Origin of the sequence: Weissella uvarum, assembly GCF_016908785.1 — a bacterium.
Taxonomy (GTDB): domain Bacteria; phylum Bacillota; class Bacilli; order Lactobacillales; family Lactobacillaceae; genus Weissella; species Weissella uvarum.
The window spans coordinates 203,135-229,485 of sequence record NZ_JAFBEO010000003.1 but is presented as its reverse complement, the minus strand read 5'-3'; the positions used below and the strand labels follow the sequence as shown (position 1 = coordinate 229,485).

The window sequence follows — 26,351 nt, the reverse complement described above, 5'->3', positions numbered from 1 at the left end:
AACGCAATGGCATTTGATGGATTATTTACACATGCGATGGCAAAAGAATTAAATGACACATTGGCGGGTGGGCGAATTATGAAGATTCATCAACCATATGCGAATGAAGTTTTCCTGGTTGTTCGGAACAATCGTAAAAACTATCCCGTCTTACTTAGTGCACACCCTATGTTTGCACGCGCGCAAATCTCACAAATTAAGTATAAAAATCCACAAACCGCGCCAAATTTTGCAATGATGTTGCGTAAGCATCTTGAAGGAGCGCAATTATTGCGGGTGGAACAAGTCGAAAATGATCGTATTTTACGTTTCGTCGTTTCAGGTCGCAACGAAGTTGGGGATGAAGATCGAACAGTATTGATTTTGGAAATGATGGGGCGCCATTCAAATCTATTTTTGGTAGATGAAGCAAGTCAAAAAATTATTGATTTGATTAAGCATGTACCGGCTGATCAAAATCGAGTGCGTACATTAATGCCGGGTGCTAAATACGTGCAACCACCGAAGCAAGATGTCACAAATCCTTATGACAGCCTACAAGGTTTAGCGAATGATATTTTGGACAATCCAGATCAAAACGATTTGGCTAAAGCTATTCAGCAGCGTTTTCAAGGATTTTCACGCGATTCAGCGAATGAATTAGCTGCTGTTGTGCAACAACCAGGCGATGCAATGGATCATGCACAAAATTGGCTTGAGTACTTCAATCAAACAGAACCAGAATTGGTTGATACTGAGAAAGGATTGGCATATGTACCATTTCCTTGGCTAACTGTGACGGGAGAAGTAACCACATTCACGACTTTGAGTGAATTGTTGGATGCTTACTATGAAGGTAAGTCTGAACGTGACCGGGTTCAACAGCAGGCAAGCGTGGTCTTAAGAGTAATTCATAATGAATTGAAGAAGAATCGAACCAAGATTAAGAAGCAACAAGCAGAATTAGCCGCAGCTGATCATGCCGATGAATATAAAATTAAGGGCGAACTCTTAACAACCTATATGCATGATGTTGAGCGGGGAATGACGGAAGTTGAATTACCAAACTATTACGATGACAATAAGCCACTCAAAATTCAGCTATCAAATCAATTGAGTCCTTCGCAAAATGCCCAACGGTATTTCACGAAGTATAATAAATTGAAGGCTTCTGTAAAGTATTTGAATGAACAAATTGCATTAGCTCAGGCTGAAGTAGACTATTTTGAGAATTTGCAAGCACAAGTTGACTTAGCAAGTCCAAAGGATATTGAAGAAATCAAGCAAGAATTAATTCAAGAAGGGTATCTCCGAGTCCAAAAGAAAAAGCAAAAGCCACAAATTAGTCAACCGGAAAAGTTCTATGCGAGTGATGGTACGTTAATTGAAGTTGGTAAAAATAATTTGCAAAATGAACGCCTTTCAATGAAGACAGCCCGTCGTTCTGACATTTGGATGCATACAAAAGATATTCCTGGGTCGCACGTGATTATTCATGATGACGATCCAAGTGAACAAACCTTGACTGAAGGAGCAACGTTGGCAGCTTATTTCTCAAAAGCTCGTGATTCAGCCAATGTTCCTGTTGATTATTTGCCGGTGCGTCGTCTACGGAAGCCTAATGGTGCTAAGCCAGGTTTTGTCATTTTTGAAGGACAAACAACGATGACGGTGACACCAACTTATGCTGCGGTACAAAAACTGCGTCAAAAACCAAGTGAAGGATAAGCTGGTGTAGGTCGGTTATTGTTTCTGTTTTGTTAAAAAAATATTAGGGTTTCATAAAAATGCTCATTTTTCTCCGATATATGCTATTGTATTAATGTTAAGTGTTTAGTTTTGTCATTTTGGGAGGACGACTAAACCATGAGCATAATCGCGCGCGAGCGTAATAATCGGTATCGGATGGGAGTCGATATGAAAGAAATCTTGGATGCATTAGAAATTGCAGAGAAGCAATATCGAGCTGAGCTGGTGAAAATGGCGAAAAAAGTGAATTTAACTGTGGCAGAATGGACCTTGCTGGCAGTTTTAGCTGACGGATTTGATACGCAAGATCAACTATCTACAGAAATGCACTTGGATAATTCAACGTTATCGCGGCAATTGAAGTCTTTATTAAAAAAAGAAATGGTAGCAAGTGAAGCAACGAACCATGACAATCGTCAACTACGTTATATGTTGACCGATGCTGGTAAAACTGCTTTAGATGAGTTAGATAATCAAAAAATGGCGTTTAATACACGTGTTTTTTCGGTTTGGTCAGATGAAGAAAAGCGGATGATTGAAATCCTGCTAAATCGTCTTGAAAAATCGCTAACTAAATCAGCATAAGAAAAAACTCTGGCGGGCGGTATGCTTTGTCAGAGTTTTTTTGTCTTACCATTGGACAAAGTTCAGATTTGGTGCGAAATCACACGATTATTGATTTAAGACCTGATTCTTGTACGGGGGTATGCTAAAATGTGTAAGTCTTTATTTTATGACTTTCTATTTATTAGCAATTATTCAAATTACAAGGTGAAGGAGGAAATGAATGACATTAGCAATTGTTACAGATTCGACTGCTTATCTTAGCCCAGAAGAGGCTGAAGAAAATCAAATTACAGTGGTACCAATTCCCGTCATTATGGATGGTCGTGAATACCAAGAAGGGGTGGATATTCATCCGGAAGGCTTTTATGAACAATTGGCAGCTGCTGAAACGTTTCCGACGACTTCGCAACCAGCTGTGGGCGAATGGATTACGACATTTGAACGTTTAAAGGCAGCCGGTTACGATGAAGCTCTAGTGATTAATTTATCAGAGACAATCTCGGGCGCTGTAAAAACAGTCGCTGGACTGAAGGATGCTGTTGATGGTTTTACCGTCCACGCATATGACTCAAAGTTAACCGTACGCATTATGGGGCTTTTAGTTCTTAAAGCGGCTCAAATGGCACGATCAGGGGCTTCAGTGGATGAAATTACCCATGTCTTGGACGAGTTAAGCGCAACCATCGATGAATATTTTGTTGTCGATGATTTGCAAAATTTGGCACGTGGTGGACGCTTATCAAATGCTTCGGCCTTTTTAGGGTCAATGTTGAAGGTTAAACCAATTTTGACATTTGATAATCAAACAAATTACATTGTGCCTTTTGAGAAGGTTCGGTCAATGAAGAAGGCCTTGGCTCGGACGGAAAGTCTGTTTGCTGATGCAGTCGAGCAAGCTGACTATCCAATCAAGGCGTTGGTTATTTATTCAAATAATGAAGCTGATGGACAAAAGTGGCTTGAAGAACTGGCTGAGAAGTTCCCCAATGTTGACTTTGAATTGAGCTATTTTGGTCCCGTAATTGGTACGCATTTAGGAGCGGGGGCACTTGCACTTGGTTGGATGCGTGATCCAGCATCAGTATAGCCTACCTGTTGCTTGTCAGTGATTGACGTGCAATAATAAAACTATCGCATTGAATTTTGAGAGGAATTAAACATGGCACAAGTTAAAATTGTTACAGATTCAACAGCGCTAATTAGCCCTGAAGAAGCTGAAAAGTATGATATTACAATTATTCCGTTAACGGTAATGGTTGACGGTACAGTTTATCAAGATGGTGTGACAATTGGACGTGATGAATTTGTTCAAAAGATGGCGGATGCTGAAAACTTACCAACGACATCACAACCTGCTTTGGGTGTTTTCACTGAAGCATATGAGAAGTTGGCAAATGAAGGTGCAACATCAATTATTTCAATTCATTTGACATCAGGACTATCTGGGACTGTTGATGCGGCTAAGCAAGCTGCTATGATGGTTAATGCGGATGTAACAGTGATTGATTCTGATTTTATTGATCGTTCTGAGGCATTCCAAGTTTTGGCGGCAGCTGAGGCAGCTCAAGCTGGTGCCAGCAAGGAAGAAGTCTTACAAAAGGTTCAAGAAACACATGATAAGACTGACTTGTATTTGACTGTGGCAGAGCTAGATAATTTGGTTAAAGGCGGCCGTTTGTCAAAGACGGCAGGCTTTGTGGCTGGGTTGATGAATATTCAAGTTGGTGCGCACGTCGTTAAGGGTGATATTGAAGTTGAAGTTAAGGGCCGCGGATCAAAGGCAATCCGTAAGTATATTGACAGCATTATTGAAAAAATGAAGCAAGCACCAAATGGTGTGAAGCGTGTCGATATTGCGCATGTTGGGATTCCAGAAAAGACCCAAGCGCTATCAGATGAAATTAAAGAAATTTTCCCGGATGCAGAATACCATATCTATGAAACGTCACCAACTGTGGCTACACATACTGGTCCAAATGCGATGGGAATTAGTATCGAATATAATTAAGCGACAAAGCAACCAATTGAATTGGTTGCTTTTTTGCATGCGAGTTATTCATGAAAACAAGCTAATTTATGGTAGAATAGACCAATATTAAAAGAACTAGGAAAGAAGAGGACTGACGGATGCGACGTTCATTTTATAATTGGCTGATGACACAACGGAATCCCGGTGCGGCCAATGATGTCCAGACCTTTGCTAACGGAGCTTTTCACGATCAACAATTTCCAAAGCAAAGTGAAGACTTCGATGAAATTTCACGATACTTAGAAGAAAACGCCAACTATCTGCATACGGTGACTACCTTTGATGAAGCATGGGAAATGTACCTTGCAGCAGATGCAGGCTAAAGGAGGCGCTTAATGGCACAAATTATTCAATGGTACCCAGGCCATATGGCAAAAGCTTTTCGCTTAATGCGCGAGAATCTGAAATATGTAGATATTGTTTTTGAGTTGGTTGACGCACGTATTCCCGCATCATCTCGAAATCCGGAATTGGATGAGGTTTTGGGTGACAAACCACGCTTATTCGTCTTAACTAAGACTGATTTGGCGGACCCCGCTCGGACAAAGGAATGGGTGCAATATTTTAAAGATCAAGGCTTGGCAGTCATTGCGCTAGATACTCGGAATCATAAAACCCCCCAGCTGATTACTAAAGCTGCTCGGGATGTTTTAGCGGACAAATGGGCAAATTTGGCCGAAAAAGGGGTTAAAGATAAAGCAATTCGTGCTTTAGTTGCTGGCATTCCAAATGTGGGGAAATCAACTTTGTTGAATCATTTGGTGACCAAAAACGTGGCGGTGACTGGTGACCGGCCTGGTGTAACGAAGAAATTGCAGTGGTTAAAAACACCAACGAATCTGGAATTACTAGATACACCTGGGGTACTTTGGCCAAAGTTTGAAGATCAGCGGGTTGGGACCCATTTGGCCCTGACCGGTGCGATTAAAGATCAATTGATTAATAATGATGATATTGCTTTAAGTTTGTTGAGTTTTATGCGTGATTATAACCCACAAGCAATTATTGAGCGTTATCATCTTGCAGAAGATAGTTTTGAAACAATGAGCGATGTGGATGTCTTATTAGCGATTACACAAAAGCTCGGTTTCAAGGATGATTATGACCGAGCTGCTGAACGGATGTTGTTAGATTTACGACGGGGCAAATTGGGTAACTATACCCTTGAAACGCCAGCAGATCACATTGGAGAAGTCGTTAGTGATGGCGAATGATGAATCCATAAGTGCGATTAAAGTAGCTTTAGCTAATCAACCTAGTTCAGAGCAATTAACGCGATGGCAAGCTGATCAACGAGTTGGAGTACAAAAATTAATGGCCCAGTATCAGCGTAAGCAGGACAAATTAGTTGCTCAGCAAGCAGCTTTTCAAGCAAGATTACAATTTGAACAAGCTGCTTGGCAACAAGGACTGGTCGTCGCAGGTCTAGACGAAGTGGGTCGTGGCCCATTAGCTGGACCTGTGGTTGCTGGAGCAGTTGTGATTGATGAAAATTTTGATTTGCTAGCAGTACACGATTCGAAACAATTATCTGAAAAGAAGCGGCAAGCTTTAGATGCACAAATTAAGGCTGAGGTGGTCGACTACGCATTTGGTGTAGTGGATGCGGCGGAAATTGATCGCGTTAATATTTATGAGGCTAGCCGCATGGCGATGAAACAAGCGGTGTTGCAATTAAAAGAGCCAGTCGACGAGCTTTTGATTGATGCGATGACAGTTGATTTAGATTTACCACAAGAAAAATTAATTAAAGGTGATGATCGCAGTATTAGCATTGGTGCGGCATCGATTTTAGCCAAAAATTATCGTGATGAATTGATGCAGCAGTATGATGAACAATATCCAGGATATGGTTTTGCTCAGAATGCGGGTTATGGAACGAAAGCCCATTTGGCGGGCTTGGAAAAACTAGGCCCTAGTCCAATTCACCGAAAAAGCTTTGCGCCTGTGAAAAAATATCAAAAATAAAAAAATACGTGGTTTCACCGTCTCTTTCATGAAAGGGGACTTCGTGATGCAACGTATTTTTTTATTATGGTTAATGTTAATACCGCATTTAAATTGCCAGAAGCGTTGGGCGGTGTGGCAATGGGCTGTTGCCAAGCAAATGTTTACTTGTAATTTAGCTTTTTTGTATGAAATGTCTTGGCCCGTCTATTTAAAACAACAAATTAGTTGTTGGTACCAGGAGCTTATTTGGCAGCAACGCTTAGAAGCGTTGAAAAATTGCTCTGTAATAACGATTCTGGATGTAGTGTATCCAAATGCATTAAAACAGTTGGCTCAGCCACCGTTAGTGCTGTTTTATCGAGGCAATATAGCACTGTTAGCATCTCCAAAATTAGCTGTTGTGGGCAGTCGCCAAATTTGTCAGGAAACGAAGGAATTATTACAGGCATGGGTTCCAGAGTGGTGTCGATCAAACTACGTGCTTGTTTCAGGCAATGCCCGCGGCGTCGATGCTCTAATCCACGAATTGACTTTGGAGCATCATGGACAGACGATTGCCGTCTTAGGAACAGGGTTAAACTTTGCCTATCCAAAAGAAAATGCTTGGTTGCAAGAGGCCATTGGTCTAAATGGTTTGGTCCTGACGGAGTATATCCCTTGGGTTGGACCGAAAAAATGGCATTTTCCCGAACGGAATCGGATTATTGTGGGACTTTCGTCTGATGTGGTGATAAGTCAGGCCAGTGTGAAATCAGGCTCGATGGTTTCGGCACAAATTGCAGTGGATGAAAATCGTGAAGTTTGGGTCGTGCCACCTTTAAAATCCGGTGAAGCTTTTGCTGGTAACCAGGTGCTATTGGATGATGGAGCAAATTATTTGTCAGCTGCCCAGAATATTTTGAATGGACGCAAGTGAGCGCCATTTGTTTAAGTTAACTAATTCCAGTATACTTTAGTAATAGATTTAGTCAGTTGAAAGGCAGGAAACATGAATTCAAAAGGTTTTAAAAGTATTTCGAAGGTGTTCGATTGGTTAATCACACTCTTTATGTTGGTATTTGGTTTAGTGATTGCTGGATATTTTGCATTGAGTTTATATGAATTAATTGTGCCATTATTTCAAAGTGGGGCACAGACGGAATTCACCGATGTTTCAGAGAACATTTTGTCAGCATTTCTATGTTTAGAATTTCTGGTGATTATTAAAGATTTCTTCTCCAACAATGCAAACATTCATTTTGAAGATTATTTATATGTTGCTGTTACAGCAATTATCCGTGCCATCTTGGTTTACCATGATGATGCGATGAAGACATTGATTTTGACGGGCGCAATTTTAATTCTGGTGATTGCCATTATTTTGTTTAAGAAGAGCAATACTTCCGTTCAAGAACATTAAGCAATGAAATTTTGCTAAATTTCAAATGAGTAGGTAGGGTGTGAGGTATATGTCATGTTGATTGATATCATTTTGATTATGTTATTGTACTTACTAATTGGGTTTGTCAGTGGTCGTAACAATGATCGTTTCTTATTTATTAAAGCTAGTTTTTACTTTTTAATTCTATGCACGCTAGGAACCATTTCTTTGGCAATTGCGATTGGATTAGGCTATGGGCTTTTGATTAAACTTTTTCATACTCCAATGACTGTTTTCAGTTTTGGTGTGATTGTGACGGCAATGGGCGGCATTTTAAATTTTTATTTGGTGCGTGCACTAAAGATGTTTAAGGGTGCACATGATCCAGCAATCACACAAGTTGAATATTATATTCAGTGGATGACATTGTTTGTTACGATTTATCAATTCTTTATTAGTTCAAAGTCTAATATGCATTTAGCGACCAGTGTTGGAATTTCGTCTGAAGTGATTAGTGTCAGAGATTTAAACATTGTGATTTTGCCAATCTTGCTGGTGAGTTGGATTTCAATCGCGATGATGAAGATTTATTTAGCTGATCATCATATTGATTAATTTGGTACATTTTATGCAAGGCGATATTCAGTTAATTAAAGCGTGGTTCAATGCATGGCGGACACGTTGTTTTGGACCCTTATCGGTTTATTTTACAGAGAATGTCTGTTACATCGAGTCGTATGGGCCAATGTATCAAGGCTTAGAAGAATTACAACATTGGGTAGCACATCAGGTTAGCGTTCAAGTCGTTGATTTGTGGGAGATTGAAAAAATTCAGCAAGTATCATCTGATGAATATATGGTAACTTGGTATTTTGAAGCGCATACAAATGAAGATCGTATCGCTTTTGATGGGTTATCAGCCATTAACTTTCGTGATGGAAAAATCAAACGCGTAGCCGAGTACGCTTCTAAGCATGAGCATACTCGACCATATCAAGATTTATAAAAATGTATACAATAAAGGTATTCAGGTAAAATGAATACCTTTTTCTATACCCTAAATTAACCTTTTAGTCTGAGAGTTTTTGCCGTAAAGATTTACATCAGTCAATTACGTGGTACAATTCAATCATATAAAGTCTGTAAGATACAAATTTTCAGCTGTTGTTTTTAAGATGAGCTGTAGTTAGGTTAATTCAAGCGACATATCTGCATTAAACCAGCTGGTTTTACAATTTTATACAAAGAAAAATGAAATAAGAGGCTTGCATAAATTATTGACCATTCATTAAAAAATGGAATTTAAGCCTCATTATTCAGAAAACTAGTGTATAGTTTATCTGGACAGAAAAAAGTTATTAATATAGAAAGAAAGTGAGCACGCTCAACATGCCTGAAACTACAAAAAAGACCAAAACCAAGCGTGCAACTACAAAAAAGACCACTAAACGTAAAAAGAACTTAGTCATCGTGGAGTCACCTTCAAAGGCCAAGACGATTGAGAAATATTTAGGAAGTAATTATAAGGTAGTTGCAAGTATCGGACACATTCGTGATTTACCAAAATCTCAAATGGGAGTCGATATTGAAAATAATTATGCCCCCAAGTACATTAATATTCGCGGGAAAGGCGATATTATTAAGGGTCTAAAAAAAGAAGCTAAGGCAGCTAAACATGTTTACCTGGCATCCGACCCGGACCGTGAAGGAGAGGCAATTGCTTGGCATCTATCTAATATTTTAGATTTAGATGTTGAATCAGGTGAAAACCGGGTTGTCTTTAATGAAATTACCAAAGATGCTGTGAAAGAAGCCTTTAAATCTCCACGTCAAATCGATATGAATTTGGTTGATGCTCAACAAGCTCGCCGTGTGTTAGATCGATTAGTGGGTTATTCAATTTCACCAATTTTGTGGAAAAAGGTTAAACCTGGTCTATCAGCCGGTCGTGTACAAACCATTGCGCTTGGTTTAGTTATTGATCGTGAACGCGAAATCCAAGAATTCCAACCAGAAGAATATTGGACTTTGGATACACAATTTAAAAAGAACCGGTCTAAATTCAAGGCTGAATTCTGGGGAATTGATGGCAAAAAGACGAATTTGCCTGACCAACCTGCTGTGAGGGATGTGATTGGACGCCTTGATCAGAAAGGCGACTTTGATGTTGTGAAAGTTGAAGCTAAAGAGCGTCGTCGTAATCCACAACCACCATTTACAACTTCCACGCTACAGCAGGCTGCCAATAATCAATTAAATTTCCGTGCCCGAAAGACAATGATGGCAGCGCAACAGTTGTATGAAGGTATTAATTTAGGTGGTAAAGAGGGATCGGTTGGGTTAATTACGTATATGCGTACTGATTCAACTCGAATTTCAAGTGTAGCTAAAAATGATGCTGCTCATTTTATTCATGCTGAATATGGTGAAGAATATGCAGCTAGTAAGCCGGTCCAAGGTAAGCCGCAAGAAGGGGCGCAAGATGCCCACGAAGCAGTTCGCCCAACATCTGTGTTCCGGACACCAGCTTCAATTAAAGATAAGCTAACGAATGATCAATTTAAGCTGTATCAATTAATTTGGTCGCGCTTTGTGGCCTCACAAATGACACCTGAAGTTTTGGACACTATGGCAGTAACCATTGAACAGAATCAGGTTCAATTTAGAGCTAATGGTTCAAAGACAAAGTTCCAAGGATTCACGAAAGCTTATCCAGCTGCTAAAGAAAAAGATAATAAGTTACCAGAATTAGCAGTGGGCGATGTTGTTTCGATGGAGCAACTTTCACCAGAGCAGCACTTTACGCAACCACCTGCTCGTTATACTGAAGCGGCCTTAGTCAAAGCTTTGGAAGAAAATGGGGTTGGACGTCCATCAACATATGCGGCAACGATTGAAACCATTCAAAAGCGTGCTTATGTCAAACGTGACGCAAAGAAATTTGTGCCAACAGAAATTGGTGAACTAGTCCAAGGGACGATGGAAGAATATTTCCCAGACATCACTAATGTGAAGTTTACCGCGCAAGTTGAAAATGAACTGGATGAAGTTGAAGAAGGCGACAAAAATTGGGTTAAGGTTGTAGATGATTTCTATCAACCATTCTCAAAGGAGCTTGAAACAGCTGAAAACGAAATGGATAAAGTCGTTCTAAAGGACGAATTAGCTGGTGAAAACTGTCCAGTCTGTGGAGCCCCAATTTTAATTAAACTCGGTCGCTACGGAAAGTTTAAGGCATGTTCACGTTTCCCTGATTGTCGTTATACAGAAACGATTGTTGAAAAGATTGGTTTGCCATGTCCTAAGTGTAAGACGGGACAAGTTGTTGAACGGAAGACACGTCGTGGACGGACGTTCTATGGCTGTTCACGTTATCCAGATTGTGATTTCGTAACCTGGGACAAGCCAACTAAGGATACGTTGCCTGATGGTACAACGCCAAAAAAGGCAACGGAAGATGCCAAGAAGGATGATGATAAAGTAGCTGAAACAAGTGATAAAACTGATTCAGCGGACCAGTCAACGACAGACGAGGCTTAATCATGACGGATTATGTTGAACGATTTTTAGATTATTTAAGGGTGGAACGTCAATACTCTGAAGATACACAAAAAGCCTATCGTTCTGATATTCATGAATTTGTACGCTTTTTAGCTGCGACGGATCCGAATGCACAAACCGTCGATTTAACGCAAGTTTCTGCGTTAGATGTACGGGTGTTCTTATCAGAACTCTATGAGCGTGGTGATAGCACACGGACGATTGCGCGTAAGGTAAGTTCATTACGTTCTTTTTATGAATTTATGGAACGAAATGATGCCGTTTCCCATAATCCATTTGCTGGGATTCAATTAAAAAAAGCGGGGCAACATTTGCCGCGCTATTTTTATGAAAAAGAATTGACACAACTATTTGATACGGCTCAAGAGGACAATAGTCCCTTAGGTCAGCGAAATCAATTAGTTTTGGAATTGTTATATGGCACGGGAATGCGTGTATCTGAGTTGGCTTCACTTGAATTAGATATGTTTGATCAAGCAGCTCAGGTAATTACGGTGACTGGTAAAGGAAATAAAACAAGAATTGTTCCCTATGGTCGCTATGCCAAACGCGCCTTAGACCAGTATCTCAGTGATGGACGGCCGCAACTCATGAAGCCGGATAGTCAGCCGAACCATTTATTGTTTAATCAACATGGGAAACCCTTAGCACCAGGGGGCATTGAGTATCTGTTAAAGCAATTGGGCAAAAAAGCTGGGTTGACCCAAAAAGTTACGGCGCACATGTTTCGCCATACCTTTGCGACGGATATGCTAAACAATGGGGCTGATTTAAGAACGGTGCAGCAATTACTGGGGCACAGTAGTTTGAGTACGACTCAAATTTATACCCATGTGACCACGCAAGCGCTTCAAGAAAATTATCGAAAGTTTTTCCCACGTGCGAACCAATAAAAATTGGACTAGACAATTCGTGGAATGTTGATAAAATAAAAATTGAAGCGAATGATATTAAAACAAGCTTTTAGGAGGGTACGACTATGGCAGTGGTATTGGATAATGGAAGTTTAGTCGTTGAAATTTCAGAGCATGGCGCTGAATTAACGAGTGTAAAAAATAAAGAAACTGGTTACGAGTACATGTGGGAGGGTGATCCTGAAATTTGGGGTCGTCATGCGCCAAACTTGTTTCCCATTGTGGGTCGCCTTAAGGGCGATCGTTATCAATATCGGGATAAGACTTATTACATGGCGCAACATGGCTTTGCACGTGATAGTGAATTTGAAGTCATTGAGCATTCTGACACAGTAGCGCGGTTACGTCTGAATGATCAACCTGAAACAGCTGCGATTTATCCGTTCCATTTCCAATTCGATGTTGTATATCGTCTAACTTCACAAGATACATTGGGAATTGTGTATGTGGTCACGAATACAGATACACATGACATTTTCTTCTCAGTTGGTGGACATCCTGCTTTCAAGGTGCCATTGGAGTCATTCAATGATTACTACATTAACGTCGACCCACGACGTAAGTACCCTCGTGCCAAGCTAGTTGGACCATATCTTGATAATAACTTAGAAGATTATTTTGATTCGACTCAAGCGATGCCGTTGAATCGGGAAGATTTCCGAGATGACGCCATTATTATCCGGACGGAAGGAAATCCGACATCATTTGTGCTTTCTAAAGAAACGCAATCACATGGCATCACGATGACGGTACAAGATGCTAAATTTGTTGGTATTTGGACGCCATACGCCAAGGAAGCGCCATTTGTATGTATCGAACCATGGTGGGGTATTGCCGATACTGTTAATGCTGATGGTGATATTGCACACAAATACGCAATCAATCAATTATCACCAGCACAGACCTTCACGGGTTCGTATTCAATTTCATTCTTTTAAATACAATTGTATAAATAAAATAAAGCTGGCACCAAGAGGTGTCAGCTTTATTTATTGGTTGAAAAATTTTCTATTTTTTTTTGCCAAACCAATATGGGAATCCAAAATGAACAGTATTTTCGGTACCATTTTTGATTCGTTGAATATTTGTTCGATGCCGGTAAATCACGAAAATGGTTAGGGCAAAGGCAACGAAGAAGAGCGGCCAATCCTTGGTCAGCAAGGCGGCAATTGTGACGGCGATAAAGCCAGCCATTGAACCAACTGAAACCATGCTTGTGAGTAAGACTCCTAAACCAAAGAAAGATAAGCCAACGACAACCATTGGGATACTGTAAACAAGTAAGACTCCCAAAGATGTTGCAACAGCTTTACCACCCTTGAATCCAATCCAGATTGAGTATGTGTGACCCAGGATGGCACCTAAACCAATGGTGAAATACAACCAACTTTGACTACTTGTAACGGGGCCCCAAATGCTGGCCATTTCGGCTCCCACGGCACCTTTCAAAACGTCTAGAGCGAAAACTAGCAAGCCTGTGGGAAGGCCTAAGTTACGAATGGTATTAGTCGTACCAATACTACCAGAACCAAGTTTTAATAGATCTTTCTTATAAAAGACCTTTCCAATAACATAGCCAAAAGGGATTGACCCAATCAAGTAGGCTAAGCCAAAACTAACAATGAAATGCATTACTGTCATGCGATACCTCTTAATAATTAAAATGGAAATAATTGCGCGTAAGGAATATTTTAGCACGCAAAAGCAGATAGCGTGATATTTTTATTTTAGAATTTACTAATTTACTTGCTTAATTTAAAGTAGTTGGGCTAATATGGATAGCGAATGCTTTTAAAGACATTAATATTTATATATTTAATTTTACGATAAAGGGGCAACATCCATGGCTAATAAGAATACCTATTCGGATGATTCCATCACAGTCCTTGAGGGACTTGAGGCAGTTCGTAAACGCCCAGGAATGTATATCGGATCAACAGATTCAAAAGGATTACATCATCTGGTCTATGAAATTTTTGACAATGCGGTCGACGAAGCACTAGCAGGCTACGGCGATGAAATTAATGTGACGATTCATGCAGACAACGCGATTACAGTGGTTGACCATGGTCGTGGTATGCCTGTGGGAACCCATTCTTCAGGTAAGCCAACTCCAGAAGTTATTTTGACCGTGCTACATGCTGGTGGAAAATTTGGTCAAGGTGGCTATAAGACATCTGGTGGTTTGCACGGGGTTGGTTCATCAGTTGTGAATGCTTTGTCTGAAAAGTTAGTGGTAACCATTAATCGTGATGGTGAGCAATACCAAGAAACTTTTACTGATGGCGGACATCCACAAGGCACGCTAAATGACTTAGGTAAGACCAAGGCGGGGAATGGAACAACGGTCTATTTTAAGCCTGATCCTAAAATCTTTTCAACGACAGTTTATCATTTTGATACCCTAGCTGAACGTTTACGCGAATCAGCCTTTTTGTTACCAGACGTTAAAGTTACGCTAACGGATGAGCGGAAAGGTCAGGAGCGCGAAGAAGTTTATCATTATCCAGATGGTATTCGTGCTTTTGTGCGTTACTTAAATGAGGACAAGGACGTTCTTGGGGATGTCATGTATTTTGACGGAACCGAACAAGGGGTTGAAGTTGAAGTGGCGGCCCAATATAATGACGGCTATTCAGAATCAATGATGTCGTTTGTTAACAATGTCCGAACGCCTGGCGGTGGAACCCACGAAGCCGGACTTCGCGCAGCTTGGACGAAGGCTTTCAACGATTATGCCCGCAAGGTTAATCTGTTGAAGGACAAGGATAAGAATCTAGAAGGTTCTGATGTTCGAGAAGGATTATCAGCAGTTATTTCACTACGTGTACCAGAAGATTTACTACAATTTGAAGGTCAAACTAAGGATAAACTAGGAACGCCAGAAGCCCGATCAATTGTTGATAATGTGGTTTCAGAACAATTAGGCTTTTATCTCATGGAAAATGGGGAGTTTTCACAAAACCTAATTCGTAAAGCCATTCGGGCCCGTGATGCGCGTGAAGCAGCTCGAAAGGCACGAGAAGAGTCACGTAATGGTAAAAAGCGTGGTAAGAAAGAACAACTTTTGTCAGGTAAGCTAACACCTGCCCAATCAAAGAATGCCCAAAAGAATGAACTCTTTTTGGTTGAGGGTGATTCAGCCGGGGGTTCAGCCAAGCAAGGACGTGATCGTAAGTTTCAGGCAATCTTGCCTTTACGTGGTAAGGTGTTGAATACTGAAAAAGCTAAGCTTGCTGACATTATGAAGAATGAAGAAATCTCGACCATCATTTATACCATTGGTGCCGGGGTTGGGCCTGAATTTAATATTGACGATATCAATTATGATAAAGTCATTATCATGACCGACGCGGACGATGATGGTGCGCACATTCAGATTTTGCTCCTAACATTCTTTTATAAGTACATGCGTCCACTAATTGAGGCCGGTAAAGTGTACATTGCTTTGCCACCGTTGTATATGATGCGTAAGGCCGGTGGTAAGCAAAATGGTGATTTACATTATGCTTGGACTGATGCGGAATTAGAAGAATTACAAGAATCTCTTGGCCGTGGTTATACACTACAGCGTTTTAAGGGGCTTGGTGAAATGAATGCGGAACAATTATGGGCAACCACAATGAATCCGAGTGAACGGACGCTTGTTCGAGTAAAAATCGATGATGCCATGACGGCAGAAAAGCGTGTCACAACGTTGATGGGGGATAAGGTTGAGCCACGTCGTAAGTGGATTGAAGCCAACGTTGCCTTTAACCTAAGTGACGAAAATGATACATTGCTTGATGAAGCCAATGACGAAAATGAGGCTGCTAGCGAGCAAACAGAATTAGATTTTGTACCACCGGTAATTGAAACCTGGCAAGATGGAGAGGGGTAGCATAGATGACTGAAGGACATATTCAAGAACTAAGTCTTGAAACGGTCATGGGCGATCGATTTGGTCGTTATTCAAAATCAATTATTCAAGAACGTGCCTTGCCTGACATCCGAGATGGTTTGAAGCCAGTGCAACGACGCATTCTTTTTTCAATGTATAAAGATGGTAATACGTATGACAAGGCTTTCCGTAAGTCGGCCAAGTCAGTTGGAAATGTCATGGGTAATTTTCACCCGCATGGTGATTCATCAATTTATGAGGCATTAGTGCGGATGTCGCAGGACTGGAAATTGCGCGCTCCATTGGTGGAAATGCATGGAAACAATGGGTCAATTGATAATGATCCACCTGCAGCAATGCGTTATACCGAAGCACGTCTATCTAAATTAGCGGGAGAACTACTACGCGATTTGGACAAAGACACTGTGGAAATGGTCTTAAATTTCGATGATACTGAATATGAGCCCACGGTTTTGCCGGCGCATTTTCCAAACTTGTTGGTGAATGGGGCAACTGGAATTTCAGCTGGATATGCAACGGAAATTCCACCACATAATTTAGGTGAAGTGATTGATGCATTAGTCTACTTATTAGCACATCCAAATGCTAAATTAGATGAGTTAATGCAATTTGTTCAAGGACCAGATTTTCCTACTGGCGGCATTGTGCAGGGGATTGATGGGATTCGTTCTGCTTATGAAACAGGTCGAGGTCGCATTATTGTGCGTGCTCGAACTGAAATTAAGCCACTGAAAGCGAATAAAGCACAAATTGAAATTTCAGAGATTCCATATGAAGTCAACAAAGCAGCCTTAGTTAAGAAGATTGATGAAATCCGTTTGAATAAGGATGTCGCTGGTATTACTGAAGTGCGTGATGAATCTGATCGAGATGGTTTGTCAATTGTGATTGAGTTAGGCAAGGACGCCAATGCTCAAGGTATTTTGGATTACTTGTTTAAGAAAACGGATTTACAAATTACGTACAACTTTAATATGGTGGCGATTCACAACCAACGTCCAGAGCGAGTAGGCCTTAAACAAGCGCTACAAGCTTTCTTGGATCATCAAGTTGAAGTCATTACCAAGCGGACTGAGTTTGATTTGAAGAAGGCCCAAGATCGTCAGCATATTGTTTCTGGTTTAATCAAGGCCATGTCTATTTTGGATGAAGTTATTGCCACAATCCGGGCCTCTGAAAATCGTAAAGATGCCAAGGCTAATTTAATGGCGCAATATGATTTTTCAGAACCACAAGCTGAAGCGATTGTGACCATGCAATTGTATCGCTTGACCAACACTGACGTGACACAACTTAAGGCTGAATTCGATGAACTTAATGCTAAAATCGCTGAATACAATTTGATTTTGTCTGAACCTAAGGAATTACGTAAGGTTCTACGCAACGAATTGAAAGCGATGCGTAAGGAATATGCTACGGACCGTTTGACATCAATCGAAGATCAAGTCCAAGAATTGAAGATTGATCAAACTGTAACGGTGGTTGATGAAGATGTGATGCTATTGGTTTCTAAGAGTGGTTACGTTAAGCGTTCATCAATCCGTTCATTCAATGCTTCTGGGGATGATAATGGTCTGCGTGATGATGATGAAATTGTCTACATGGACCGTGTAAATACATTGCAGCATTTGTTCATGCTGACAGATCGTGGAAATGTTGTTTATCGACCAGTACATGAAATTGTGGATGTCCGTTGGAAGGAAGCTGGCGAACACCTATCACAAACGATCACGGGGCTAGCGCCTGAAGAGTATGTGATTGCAGCCAAGATTGTGGATGATGTTAATAAACTATCAGGCGACTGGGTAACGGTAACTTCGGATGGGCTAATTAAAAGAACCAAGTTTAGTGACCTAGCGCCTAAGTCGACCTATCGTAAAAAGCCAACCCCTTATATCAAGTTGAAAAATGAGGCGGCATTTGTGGTTAACACAGTGTGGGTTGATGATGTTAAGCAAGCAAACGATGAAGTTATCTTAACTTCACATCAAGCTAATGGGTTACGGTATAGTTTGGATGAAGTACCAACTTCAGGAGCTCGCACAGCAGGCGTTAAGGCGATGGCGTTGGCTGATGAAGATGATTGGATTACCGGGATGATGATTCACCATCAGGATGCTAAACAAGCACTTGCGATTATTTCTAATCGGGGCGCCTTTAAGTGGATGGATATCGATGAAATTCCAGTGACCAGTCGGGCCCGGAAAGGTGTAGCAATCATGCGTGAGCTTAAGAAAGAACCACATCGGATTGTTAAAAGTGTGGGGCTTAATCAAGAAAACCCTGATTTGCTAACAATCTTAACAAGTACCGATCAAACGATTGAAATTAACCCAGCTGACCATCCAATGGGACAGCGTTATAGTAATGGTAGCTTTGTCTTAGATGCTCAAACAGATGGTGTTCCCCTTGATATGCAGGCTAAACCTGCTGAAACGGAAAGCGAAACTGTGCCAACTGGGGTATAGTTAGTTAAAATTCAATAGACCCAAAGAGGGCATGAATAAAATTCATGCTCTTTTTTTTATGATTTTTCTTGATTATGAAATCGGTTTCATCTACAATAGAAATATAAAGAAAGCGTTTTCTAAAAGTAATTGTTGAATTAGAAAGTTAGAGGAAGAAAATTATGTCATTATTAGGTGCAATTGAAGCTGGTGGAACAAAATTTGTTGTTGCTGTTTCAGAAACGGATAATCCTGAAAAGATTGTCGCACGTGAAAGTTTTCCAACTGAAGATGGTGAACAGACTTTAAAGAAGGTCATTGCCTTCTTTGATCAATATGAAGATATTGATGCGATTGGGATTGCTTCATTCGGACCAATTGATGTAAAGCCAGAGAGTGCTACTTATGGTTATGTCTTAGATACACCAAAGCGCGGTTGGTCTGGATTTGATTTCCTAGGTACAATGAAAGCTTGGCGTGATATTCCATACTACTGGACAACTGATGTTAACGGAGCTGGTTGGGCTGAATATGTTTCAGGAGCGGCTAAGGACGTTGAAAATGTTGTTTACTTAACTGTTGGTACTGGTGTTGGTGCCGGAATTATTGTGAATGGTGAATTGTTGACAGGGTATTCACATCCTGAAGCAGGACATATTATGATGCAAAAGCACCCAGATGATCAATACGAAGGCTTATGTCCTTTCCATGGTGATCGTTGCTTGGAAGGATTGACAGCCGGACCAGCTATGGAAGCACGTTGGGGACAATCAGCTAAGGATTTGCCTGACGATCATCCAGCGTGGGAGATGGAAGCCTTTTATCTTGCGCAAGCTGCTATGACTTATACAGCAACTTTGCGTCCCAACATGATTATTTTTGGTGGTGGTGTTCCACACCGTGAAATCTTGATTCCAATGATTCGTAAGTCATTTGAAGAGCAAATGAACAACTACTTGGCAGTCCCACCAATGGATCAATATATCCAAACTGTGCAGAATGGGGACAATGCCGGAATTTTGGGTTGCTTCTACCTTGCAAAGACATTAGTTAAATAGACATTTGATACCTCAAACCGTGGACTGCACCGTGCAATCTTAAGCGGAATGGGGTATTATTGTTATTGAAAAGAATTCGTTGAATAGGAGATACATTTCATGGCACAAACACTTGTTTTTGGACACAAAAATCCAGATACTGACACAGTTGCATCTGCAATGGGAGCAGCATACTTGCTTAACAAGGCATACGGGGTTGATACTAAGGCAATGGCTCAAGGAGAGCCTAATGCTGAAACAAAGTATGCTTTAGATCACTTTGGTTTGGATGCTTTGCCAATTGCTACAGCTGCTGATTCTGATACAGTTGTTCTGGTTGACCACAATGAAGCTGGCCAATCGATTGATAATTTGGCTGATGTTACTGTTGCTGGGGTTTACGATCATCACAAGATTGACTTTAAGTCAAATGCACCTTTGTGGTTTATCAATAAGCCACTTGGCTCAGTTTCAACTATTTTGTATTATGAATTCCAACAAGCTAATGTTGAAATTCCAAGCGCTTTAGCTGGAATGATGGCTTCAGCTATTATTTCTGACACATTGCTTTTGAAGAGCCCAACCACAACTAAGCAAGATCAACCAGCTTTGGAAGCTTTAGCTAAAATTGCTGGTATTGATGATATCAATGCTTATGGAATGGAACTTTTGAAAGCTGGAACTGATTTGTCATCACGTTCAGCACAAGACCTAATTGATGGTGATGCTAAGTCATTTGAAATGGGTGGTAACACGATTCGCATTGGCCAAGTTAACACAGTTGATGTTGACGATGTATTTGCTCGTCGTGATGAAATTGAAAAGGCAATTAATGATGAAATTGCTAACGAAGGTTATGATACATTCATCTTAGTTGTCACAAACATTTTGGATTCAGACTCAGACATTCTTGTATTGGGTAAGAACCAAGATACTGTTGCTAAAGCTTTCAACATTGAGTTGAAAGATGGACGTGGCTCATTACCAGGCGTTGTTTCTCGTAAGAAGCAAGTTGTGCCTCCTTTGACAGAAGCATTCTAATAATAATAAAAAAGACCGGATGTTAACATCTGGTCTTTTTTAGTGTCTTGATTGTAAATTGAGGGAACGGGTTGGTGTGAACAAACTTCGGAATGGAGTGGGATTAGTTATCAGTGTTGAATAAAAAGTAGTTAACTTTAGCAACAGAGTCTTCATTACCGACAAAATAAATCGTATCACCTTGTTCAAATGTGACATAAGGGCCTGGCGAAACGGTTAACTTACCATCTTGTTCAATGCCAACTAAAGTTGCGCCAGTTTGGTGCCAAAAGTTTAACTCAGTCAAGTTCATACCATACTTATCTGAGGGGGCTTCAAGTTTTAGTTCAAAGGGATGCATCGGACTTAACTGCTGAAAGCTTTGTGATTCTTGTAAAAAAGTCTTCAATAGCTCAGCCATATGATCTAATTCAGTTTGTTGTTCAGCAATACTATTTGCTAAATCAGTTTTAATTGCTTTTAAGTCGGAACTGGCTTGTTCAATTTTGATAAACTCAACGGCTTTGTCACGTGATGTAACGATAGCACCAGTTCCATGCTGGGCTTGAACAATATCCATATCGGCTAGGACATTAATGGCTCGACGTGCTGTTTCTGATGAGACGCCGTAGGTCGTTGCAATCTTAGAGCGAGCATGAATTTTGTCTCCAATTTTAATTTGATTGGCTGTAATTTTTTCTGCAATATCTAAAGCAATTTGCCGATAGCGTGGTTGTTTGGTACTCGCCATTCTTTTTCTCCCGTCATGTCATTTAGATTAAATTATAGAGTTAATTTTTCTAAAAGTAAACTCAGAAAGCCTGTTATACCAGCATTTGACTTACTGCCAACTTTATGTTTTAATGTAGGTTGTCACTATACGTGTGTCAAAAGTAGAAGGTAGGAGGAACGTATGGCTAAGGTTAAGCTAGAGCACTTGACCAAGATTTTCGGTAAGCATGTTAAACAGGCATTAGACATGATGGATGAGCATGCATCAAAGACTGAAATCTTGGATAAGACAGGTGCGACAGTTGGTGTTTATGATGCCAACTTAGAAGTTAACGAAGGAGAAATCTTCGTTATCATGGGACTTTCAGGTTCTGGTAAGTCAACATTGATTCGTCTTCTAAATCGCTTGATTGAGCCAACGTCTGGTTCAATCTTTCTCGATGGAGAAGATATTTCAAAGATGGACAAGAAGGAGTTGCGGGATGTTCGTCGTAAGAAGATGAGCATGGTGTTCCAAAGTTTTGGACTCTTCCCACAATGCACAGTGCTTGAAAACACAGAGTATGGTTTGGAAGTACAAGGGATGCCAAAGGAAGAACGGCGTGAAAAAGCTGAAAAGGCTTTGAAAAACGCTAACCTTTGGGCCTTTAAGGATCAATATCCTAGTCAACTATCAGGTGGTATGCAACAACGTGTTGGTTTAGCACGTGCGCTTGCGAATAACCCTGAGATTTTGTTGATGGACGAAGCTTTCTCAGCTTTGGATCCCTTGATTCGTCGTGATATGCAAGATGAATTGATTGAATTGCAAGCAAAGCAAGGTCAAACAATTATCTTTATTTCCCACGATTTGAATGAAGCGCTTCGAATTGGTGATCGCATTGCCATTATGAAGGATGGGGAAATCGTACAAATCGGTACGGGTGAAGAAATCTTGACGCACCCAGCAAATGATTATGTTCGGGCCTTCACTGAGGATATCGACCGTTCAAAGGTTTTGACGGCTGAAAATATCATGGTACCACCAATTACCACAAACATTGAAAATGATGGTCCGAATGTAGCTTTGAAGAAGATGCGTTCTGAAGAAGTTGGTGGTTTGGTTGCCGTTGACCGTGAACGTCATCTTAAAGGTTTCTTGACTGGTGAAAATGCACTTAAGGCGCGTGAATCAGGCAAGCCACTTGAAGATGTTTTGGTTGAAATGGTAACCGTTCACAAAGATACCATGTTGAATGATATTGTTTCGGTTATTTACGATTCACCAGCGCCATTGGCAGTGGTTGACGATGATAACAAGCTAGTTGGTGTCATCATCCGTGGTCGTGTATTGGAAGCATTAGCTGATACAACAGACATGGAGGTGGAGTAAGCATGTTATTATTCGCGAAAATGCCCCTAGCTCAATGGGTACAAGATATTGTTGATTGGATGACTAAAAATTGGGCGGCCTTCTTTACAGCCATCCAAACTGGTGGTCAACACTTTATGGATGCTTTAACTGGTATCTTCACAGCTGTACCACCTTTGCTCCTTATTATTGCGTTGACTATTTATGCGATTTTGGTCAGCGGTAAGAAGTGGGGCTTCCCAGTCATTACCTTCCTTGGCTTGATGTTATTGTGGAATCAAGGATTGTGGAATGACTTAATGCAAACGACGTCATTGGTGATTGTTTCAAGTGTCATCTCAATCGTGATTGGGGTTCCACTTGGTATTTGGATGTCAAAGTCTGATCGAGTGGCGAAAGTCATTCAACCAGTTTTGGACTTCATGCAAACAATGCCTGGTTTCGTTTACTTGATTCCAGCGGTTGCGTTCTTTGGTATCGGAGTTGTCCCTGGTGTATTTGCATCATTGATTTTCTCATTGCCACCAACAGTACGTTTTACTAACTTAGGAATTCGCCAAGTGCCAACAGAGCTTGAAGAAGCTGCTGATTCATATGGATCAACGGCATGGCAAAAGTTGTACAAGGTTGAATTGCCAGTGGCAACGCCAAGTATTTTAGCTGGTGTTAACCAGACCATTATGTTGGCTTTGTCAATGGTTGTGATTGCTTCCATGGTTGGGGCACCTGGTCTTGGACAAGGTGTGCTATCTGCTTTGCAACACGCTGACGTTGGTAATGGATTCGTTAACGGTCTTGGTTTGGTTATTTTGGCCATCATCATTGATCGCTTCACTGAATACCTCAATGTCGACCCAATTCAAAAGAAGGCTAACAAGCCAACTGGAAAGTTCAAGAACTGGAAGAAGTGGGTTGGTTGGTTGACAACTTTGGTTTTGCTAGGTGGAACTGGATTTGCTGCTTATCAAGCGCAAGAGAAGGCTAAAGCTAGCGTAAACATTGTTTATGTTGAATGGGACTCAGAAGTTGCCTCAACTAACGTATTGGCTGAAGCAATGCGTGACCACGGTTACAATGTTAAGATTACGCCTTTGGATAATGCGGTGATGTGGCAATCAATTGCCCAAGGTCAAGCAGATGCTTCTATCTCTGCTTGGTTACCAAATACTCACAAGGCTCAATATGATAAGTATCATAAGGACATTGATTTCTTAGGTCCTAACTTGAAGGGTGCTAAGCTTGGTTTGGTTGTACCAAAGTACATGAAGAATGTGAATAGCATTAGTGATCTAAATAGCCAAGCTAATAAGACTATCACTGGTATTGAACCAGGTGCTGGTGTTACGGCAGCGGCTGAAAAGACGGTTAAGGGTTATAGCAATTTGAATGGCTGGAAGGTCCAAACATCATCAACTGGTGCGATGACTTCAGCTTTGCAAAAGGCTTACAATGCTAAGAAGCCAATTATCATTACCGGTTGGTCTCCACACTGGATGTTCCAAAAGTATGATTTGAAGTACCTAAAGGATCCTAAGGGAACCATGGGTAGTTCAGAAAATATCACCACGATGGCTCGTAAGGGACTTAAGCAAGATAAGCCAAAGGTTTATAAGGTCTTAAAGAACTTCCACTGGACTAAGGATGATATGGAACAAGTTATGCTTTATATCCAAAGTGGTGATTCACCACAACAAGCTGCTGATAAGTGGATTAAGGATAATCCAAAGAAGGTAGATGCTTGGTTTAAGTAATTAGCTTAATGAAAGGACAGAAATGTGTTTCTGTCCTTTTTTATTGACTTTTTTCAGTACCTCACATAGAATGTACTATAATAATTAAACAATATGATCGAAAGAGTAAATTTAATGACATGTTTAGAGAGGTGCTGTTTGGTGTGAAGCATCCATTGATTTAGATTGAAGATGGTTCGTGATTGGCATTAATGAGTAGCAAGACTATGAGTTAGTGACGGAGTCGTCAACGTTATCTGACAAGTTGTAAGAGTACGGCATCATTTCGCTTAGGCTCGGACAGGTAAAGGCCCAGTTAAGTGATTAATTAGGCAAAGCTAGAATGGTAACACGGTAAATAAACGCCGCTTCTATAGTTGATTAGACTATGGGAGCGGTTTTTTTAATTAAAAAAATAAGGAGATGTGTGCATGAGAAAAGGATTACGATGGACCTTAGGCATTGGGAGTGTTGTCGCAGTATTTGCGGCCGGAATTGCTGGCTTACGTTATATGAATAACCCAACGAATTCTAGAACGGTTACAGTTGGTGTTGTGGGTGATTCAGACCGGCAGTTGTGGGAGAAAGTTAAGCAAGATGCCAAAAAAGATTATGACGTTAACGTGAAAATTAAAACTTTTACGGATTATGTGCAACCTAACCGTGCTTTGGTAACTGGAAATATTGATTTGAATGCTTTTCAAACGGTGAATTATTTTAATCAACAGCAAGATGACTTAAATCATCAAATGGTGGATATTGGAAAAACTTATGTTACGCCAATTCGTTTATATTCAGAAAAGCATCAAAAGCTGAGCCAAATCCCTAAGAATGGTGTCATTACAATTCCTAATGATGCTTCAAATGGGCAACGTGCGATGGACTTACTAGAAAAGGCGGGCTTGTTAAAGTACAATCATAGTGCTAAGCTACCTAGTGCAAAGGATGTCACAAGTAATCCTAAGCACCTCAAAATTAAAGAGGTTAGTTCTGATCAATCAATTGGAACTTTGAAAAGTGCTGACGCGGCAGTGATTAATACTAACTATGCTTTGGATGCTAAGCTCGACGTAAATAAAGCATTATATGTTGAACCTGTTGATCAAGCACATGAGGGGTATTTCAATTTGATTGCGGCGCGCAAGGGAACGGAAAATCGAAAAGTTTACCGGGATGTTGTGAAAGCTTATCAGAGCGAAAAAACAGTCAAAAACATGCATAAACTCTATGTTTCGGCTGAACAGCCAGCCTGGGGTAATTATGTGAAGTAAGCTTACATGGAGGTAATGCAGATTATGGCAGAAGATACAGCAATTTTCGCAGGTGGATGTTTTTGGTGTATGGTACAACCATTTGATACTCTTCCAGGTATTAAGAAGGTCGTATCTGGTTATACTGGTGGACATACCGAAAACCCAACCTATGAAGAAGTTTGCTCACACACAACTGGGCATACTGAAGCAGTCGAAATTACCTTTGACCCTGAAGTAATTAGTTATCGGGACTTGGTTGATATTTATTGGCAAGTGACCGATCCAACCGACGCGGGTGGTCAATTCCAAGATCGTGGTGATTCATATCGTCCAGTAATTTTTGTTAATTCGCCTGAACAACGTGAAGTTGCTGAAGATTCAAAGGCTAAGCTTCAAGCATCAGATCGTTTCAATGGTAAGAAGATTGTGACACAGATTGAAGATGCTAAGCCATTCTGGCCTGCTGAAGATTATCATCAAGATTTTTACAAGAAGAATCCACTTCGGGATGCCATTCAAGAGGCACCCCGTAAGCAATTCATTAAAGAACACTGGTCTGATAAAGATTAGAAAGATTGTGCTAGAGCTTCCACTCGTTGGAAGCTCTTTTTTTGTGTTTTTTATGAGGTAGAGTAACTGGAAGTTGGAAAATCTTGTGGACGGAAAAAGCAAAAACCCATGAAAGAATGATTGCTAAAAAAGTTTGACTTTATTTCAATAAAATTAACGCGACAAAAAAGTTTTCGGGAAATTTTTTGATGAATTATCTAT

24 protein-coding genes are annotated in these 26,351 nt (G+C 40.6%); 22 read left to right on the top strand and 2 right to left on the bottom strand.

Annotation, left to right across the window (positions count from 1 at the left end; genetic code table 11):
- Positions 1-6: 6 nt before the first annotated feature.
- The 14 genes from JOC36_RS05505 (at position 7) to JOC36_RS05440 (ending at position 13,047) form a co-directional block, all read left to right on the top strand.
- Positions 7-1,707 carry an NFACT RNA binding domain-containing protein gene (locus JOC36_RS05505; RefSeq protein ID WP_205145510.1) on the top strand — a complete coding sequence of 567 codons (1,701 nt, stop codon included), beginning with the start codon at positions 7-9 and terminating at the stop codon, positions 1,705-1,707.
- Positions 1,708-1,845: 138 nt separating this feature from the next.
- The gene (locus tag JOC36_RS05500; protein ID WP_239517546.1) at positions 1,846-2,313 is read left to right on the top strand and encodes a MarR family winged helix-turn-helix transcriptional regulator; all 468 of its coding nucleotides are present in this window, start codon (positions 1,846-1,848) and stop codon (positions 2,311-2,313) included.
- Between the two features lie 202 nt (positions 2,314-2,515).
- On the top strand, positions 2,516-3,382 hold the full coding sequence (locus tag JOC36_RS05495; RefSeq protein WP_205145509.1) for a DegV family protein: 867 nt from the start codon (positions 2,516-2,518) through the stop codon (positions 3,380-3,382).
- A gap of 72 nt (positions 3,383-3,454) precedes the next feature.
- On the top strand, positions 3,455-4,303 hold the full coding sequence (locus JOC36_RS05490; RefSeq protein WP_205145508.1) for a DegV family protein: 849 nt from the start codon (positions 3,455-3,457) through the stop codon (positions 4,301-4,303).
- Positions 4,304-4,422: 119 nt separating this feature from the next.
- Positions 4,423-4,647 (top strand): YozE family protein, encoded by a 225-nt coding sequence (locus JOC36_RS05485; protein ID WP_205145507.1) that lies wholly within the window; start codon positions 4,423-4,425, stop codon positions 4,645-4,647.
- Positions 4,648-4,659: 12 nt separating this feature from the next.
- Positions 4,660-5,538 (top strand): ribosome biogenesis GTPase YlqF, encoded by an 879-nt coding sequence (gene ylqF, locus JOC36_RS05480; RefSeq protein WP_205145506.1) that lies wholly within the window; start codon positions 4,660-4,662, stop codon positions 5,536-5,538.
- On the top strand, positions 5,528-6,292 hold the full coding sequence (locus tag JOC36_RS05475; protein ID WP_205145505.1) for a ribonuclease HII: 765 nt from the start codon (positions 5,528-5,530) through the stop codon (positions 6,290-6,292). Before ylqF ends, JOC36_RS05475 begins: the two co-directional genes overlap by 11 nt.
- A gap of 46 nt (positions 6,293-6,338) precedes the next feature.
- Positions 6,339-7,190 carry a DNA-processing protein DprA gene (dprA, locus tag JOC36_RS05470; protein WP_205145504.1) on the top strand — a complete coding sequence of 284 codons (852 nt, stop codon included), beginning with the start codon at positions 6,339-6,341 and terminating at the stop codon, positions 7,188-7,190.
- A 72-nt stretch (positions 7,191-7,262) separates the two neighbouring features.
- Positions 7,263-7,673 (top strand): phosphate-starvation-inducible PsiE family protein, encoded by a 411-nt coding sequence (locus JOC36_RS05465; protein ID WP_205145503.1) that lies wholly within the window; start codon positions 7,263-7,265, stop codon positions 7,671-7,673.
- Between the two features lie 54 nt (positions 7,674-7,727).
- On the top strand, positions 7,728-8,249 hold the full coding sequence (locus JOC36_RS05460) for an SA1002 family membrane protein (RefSeq protein WP_205145502.1): 522 nt from the start codon (positions 7,728-7,730) through the stop codon (positions 8,247-8,249).
- 13 nt (positions 8,250-8,262) lie between these two features.
- The gene (locus tag JOC36_RS05455) at positions 8,263-8,640 is read left to right on the top strand and encodes a nuclear transport factor 2 family protein (protein ID WP_205145501.1); all 378 of its coding nucleotides are present in this window, start codon (positions 8,263-8,265) and stop codon (positions 8,638-8,640) included.
- Between the two features lie 383 nt (positions 8,641-9,023).
- Positions 9,024-11,174, top strand: coding sequence for a type I DNA topoisomerase (gene topA, locus JOC36_RS05450; protein WP_205145500.1), 2,151 nt, complete (start codon positions 9,024-9,026; stop codon positions 11,172-11,174).
- A gap of 2 nt (positions 11,175-11,176) precedes the next feature.
- Positions 11,177-12,088, top strand: a complete 912-nt coding sequence (gene xerC / locus JOC36_RS05445; RefSeq protein ID WP_205145499.1) for a tyrosine recombinase XerC — start codon at positions 11,177-11,179, stop codon at positions 12,086-12,088.
- A gap of 86 nt (positions 12,089-12,174) precedes the next feature.
- On the top strand, positions 12,175-13,047 hold the full coding sequence (locus tag JOC36_RS05440) for an aldose 1-epimerase family protein (RefSeq protein ID WP_205145498.1): 873 nt from the start codon (positions 12,175-12,177) through the stop codon (positions 13,045-13,047).
- Between the two features lie 70 nt (positions 13,048-13,117).
- On the opposite strand, the gene plsY is transcribed toward JOC36_RS05440, so the two are convergent.
- Positions 13,118-13,741, bottom strand: coding sequence for a glycerol-3-phosphate 1-O-acyltransferase PlsY (plsY, locus tag JOC36_RS05435; RefSeq protein ID WP_205145538.1), 624 nt, complete (start codon positions 13,739-13,741; stop codon positions 13,118-13,120).
- A 211-nt stretch (positions 13,742-13,952) separates the two neighbouring features.
- Here plsY and parE point away from each other — a divergent pair, with 211 nt between their 5' ends.
- From parE to JOC36_RS05415, 4 genes are all read left to right on the top strand, one after another.
- Entirely contained in the window at positions 13,953-15,989 is a 2,037-nt protein-coding gene (gene parE / locus JOC36_RS05430) for a DNA topoisomerase IV subunit B (protein ID WP_205145497.1), read from the top strand.
- Between the two features lie 5 nt (positions 15,990-15,994).
- Positions 15,995-18,478: a DNA topoisomerase IV subunit A gene (gene parC, locus JOC36_RS05425; RefSeq protein WP_205145496.1), complete on the top strand. Its 2,484-nt coding sequence runs from the start codon at positions 15,995-15,997 to the stop codon at positions 18,476-18,478.
- A gap of 161 nt (positions 18,479-18,639) precedes the next feature.
- Entirely contained in the window at positions 18,640-19,515 is an 876-nt protein-coding gene (locus tag JOC36_RS05420; RefSeq protein WP_205145495.1) for an ROK family protein, read from the top strand.
- A 99-nt stretch (positions 19,516-19,614) separates the two neighbouring features.
- A complete protein-coding gene (locus JOC36_RS05415) occupies positions 19,615-20,535 on the top strand; it encodes a manganese-dependent inorganic pyrophosphatase (RefSeq protein WP_205145494.1) in 921 nt (306 codons plus the stop codon).
- Between the two features lie 103 nt (positions 20,536-20,638).
- On the opposite strand, the gene JOC36_RS05410 is transcribed toward JOC36_RS05415, so the two are convergent.
- Positions 20,639-21,265: a GntR family transcriptional regulator gene (locus JOC36_RS05410; protein ID WP_205145493.1), complete on the bottom strand. Its 627-nt coding sequence runs from the start codon at positions 21,263-21,265 to the stop codon at positions 20,639-20,641.
- A 162-nt stretch (positions 21,266-21,427) separates the two neighbouring features.
- Between JOC36_RS05410 and JOC36_RS05405 the strand changes: the two genes are divergently transcribed.
- The 4 genes from JOC36_RS05405 (at position 21,428) to msrA (ending at position 26,150) form a co-directional block, all read left to right on the top strand.
- Positions 21,428-22,618, top strand: a complete 1,191-nt coding sequence (locus JOC36_RS05405) for a quaternary amine ABC transporter ATP-binding protein (protein WP_205145492.1) — start codon at positions 21,428-21,430, stop codon at positions 22,616-22,618.
- A gap of 2 nt (positions 22,619-22,620) precedes the next feature.
- Positions 22,621-24,348 (top strand): ABC transporter permease/substrate binding protein, encoded by a 1,728-nt coding sequence (locus JOC36_RS05400; protein WP_205145491.1) that lies wholly within the window; start codon positions 22,621-22,623, stop codon positions 24,346-24,348.
- A gap of 410 nt (positions 24,349-24,758) precedes the next feature.
- The gene (locus JOC36_RS05395) at positions 24,759-25,598 is read left to right on the top strand and encodes a MetQ/NlpA family ABC transporter substrate-binding protein (RefSeq protein WP_205145490.1); all 840 of its coding nucleotides are present in this window, start codon (positions 24,759-24,761) and stop codon (positions 25,596-25,598) included.
- A gap of 24 nt (positions 25,599-25,622) precedes the next feature.
- On the top strand, positions 25,623-26,150 hold the full coding sequence (msrA, locus tag JOC36_RS05390) for a peptide-methionine (S)-S-oxide reductase MsrA (protein WP_420825622.1): 528 nt from the start codon (positions 25,623-25,625) through the stop codon (positions 26,148-26,150).
- Positions 26,151-26,351 lie beyond the last annotated feature (201 nt).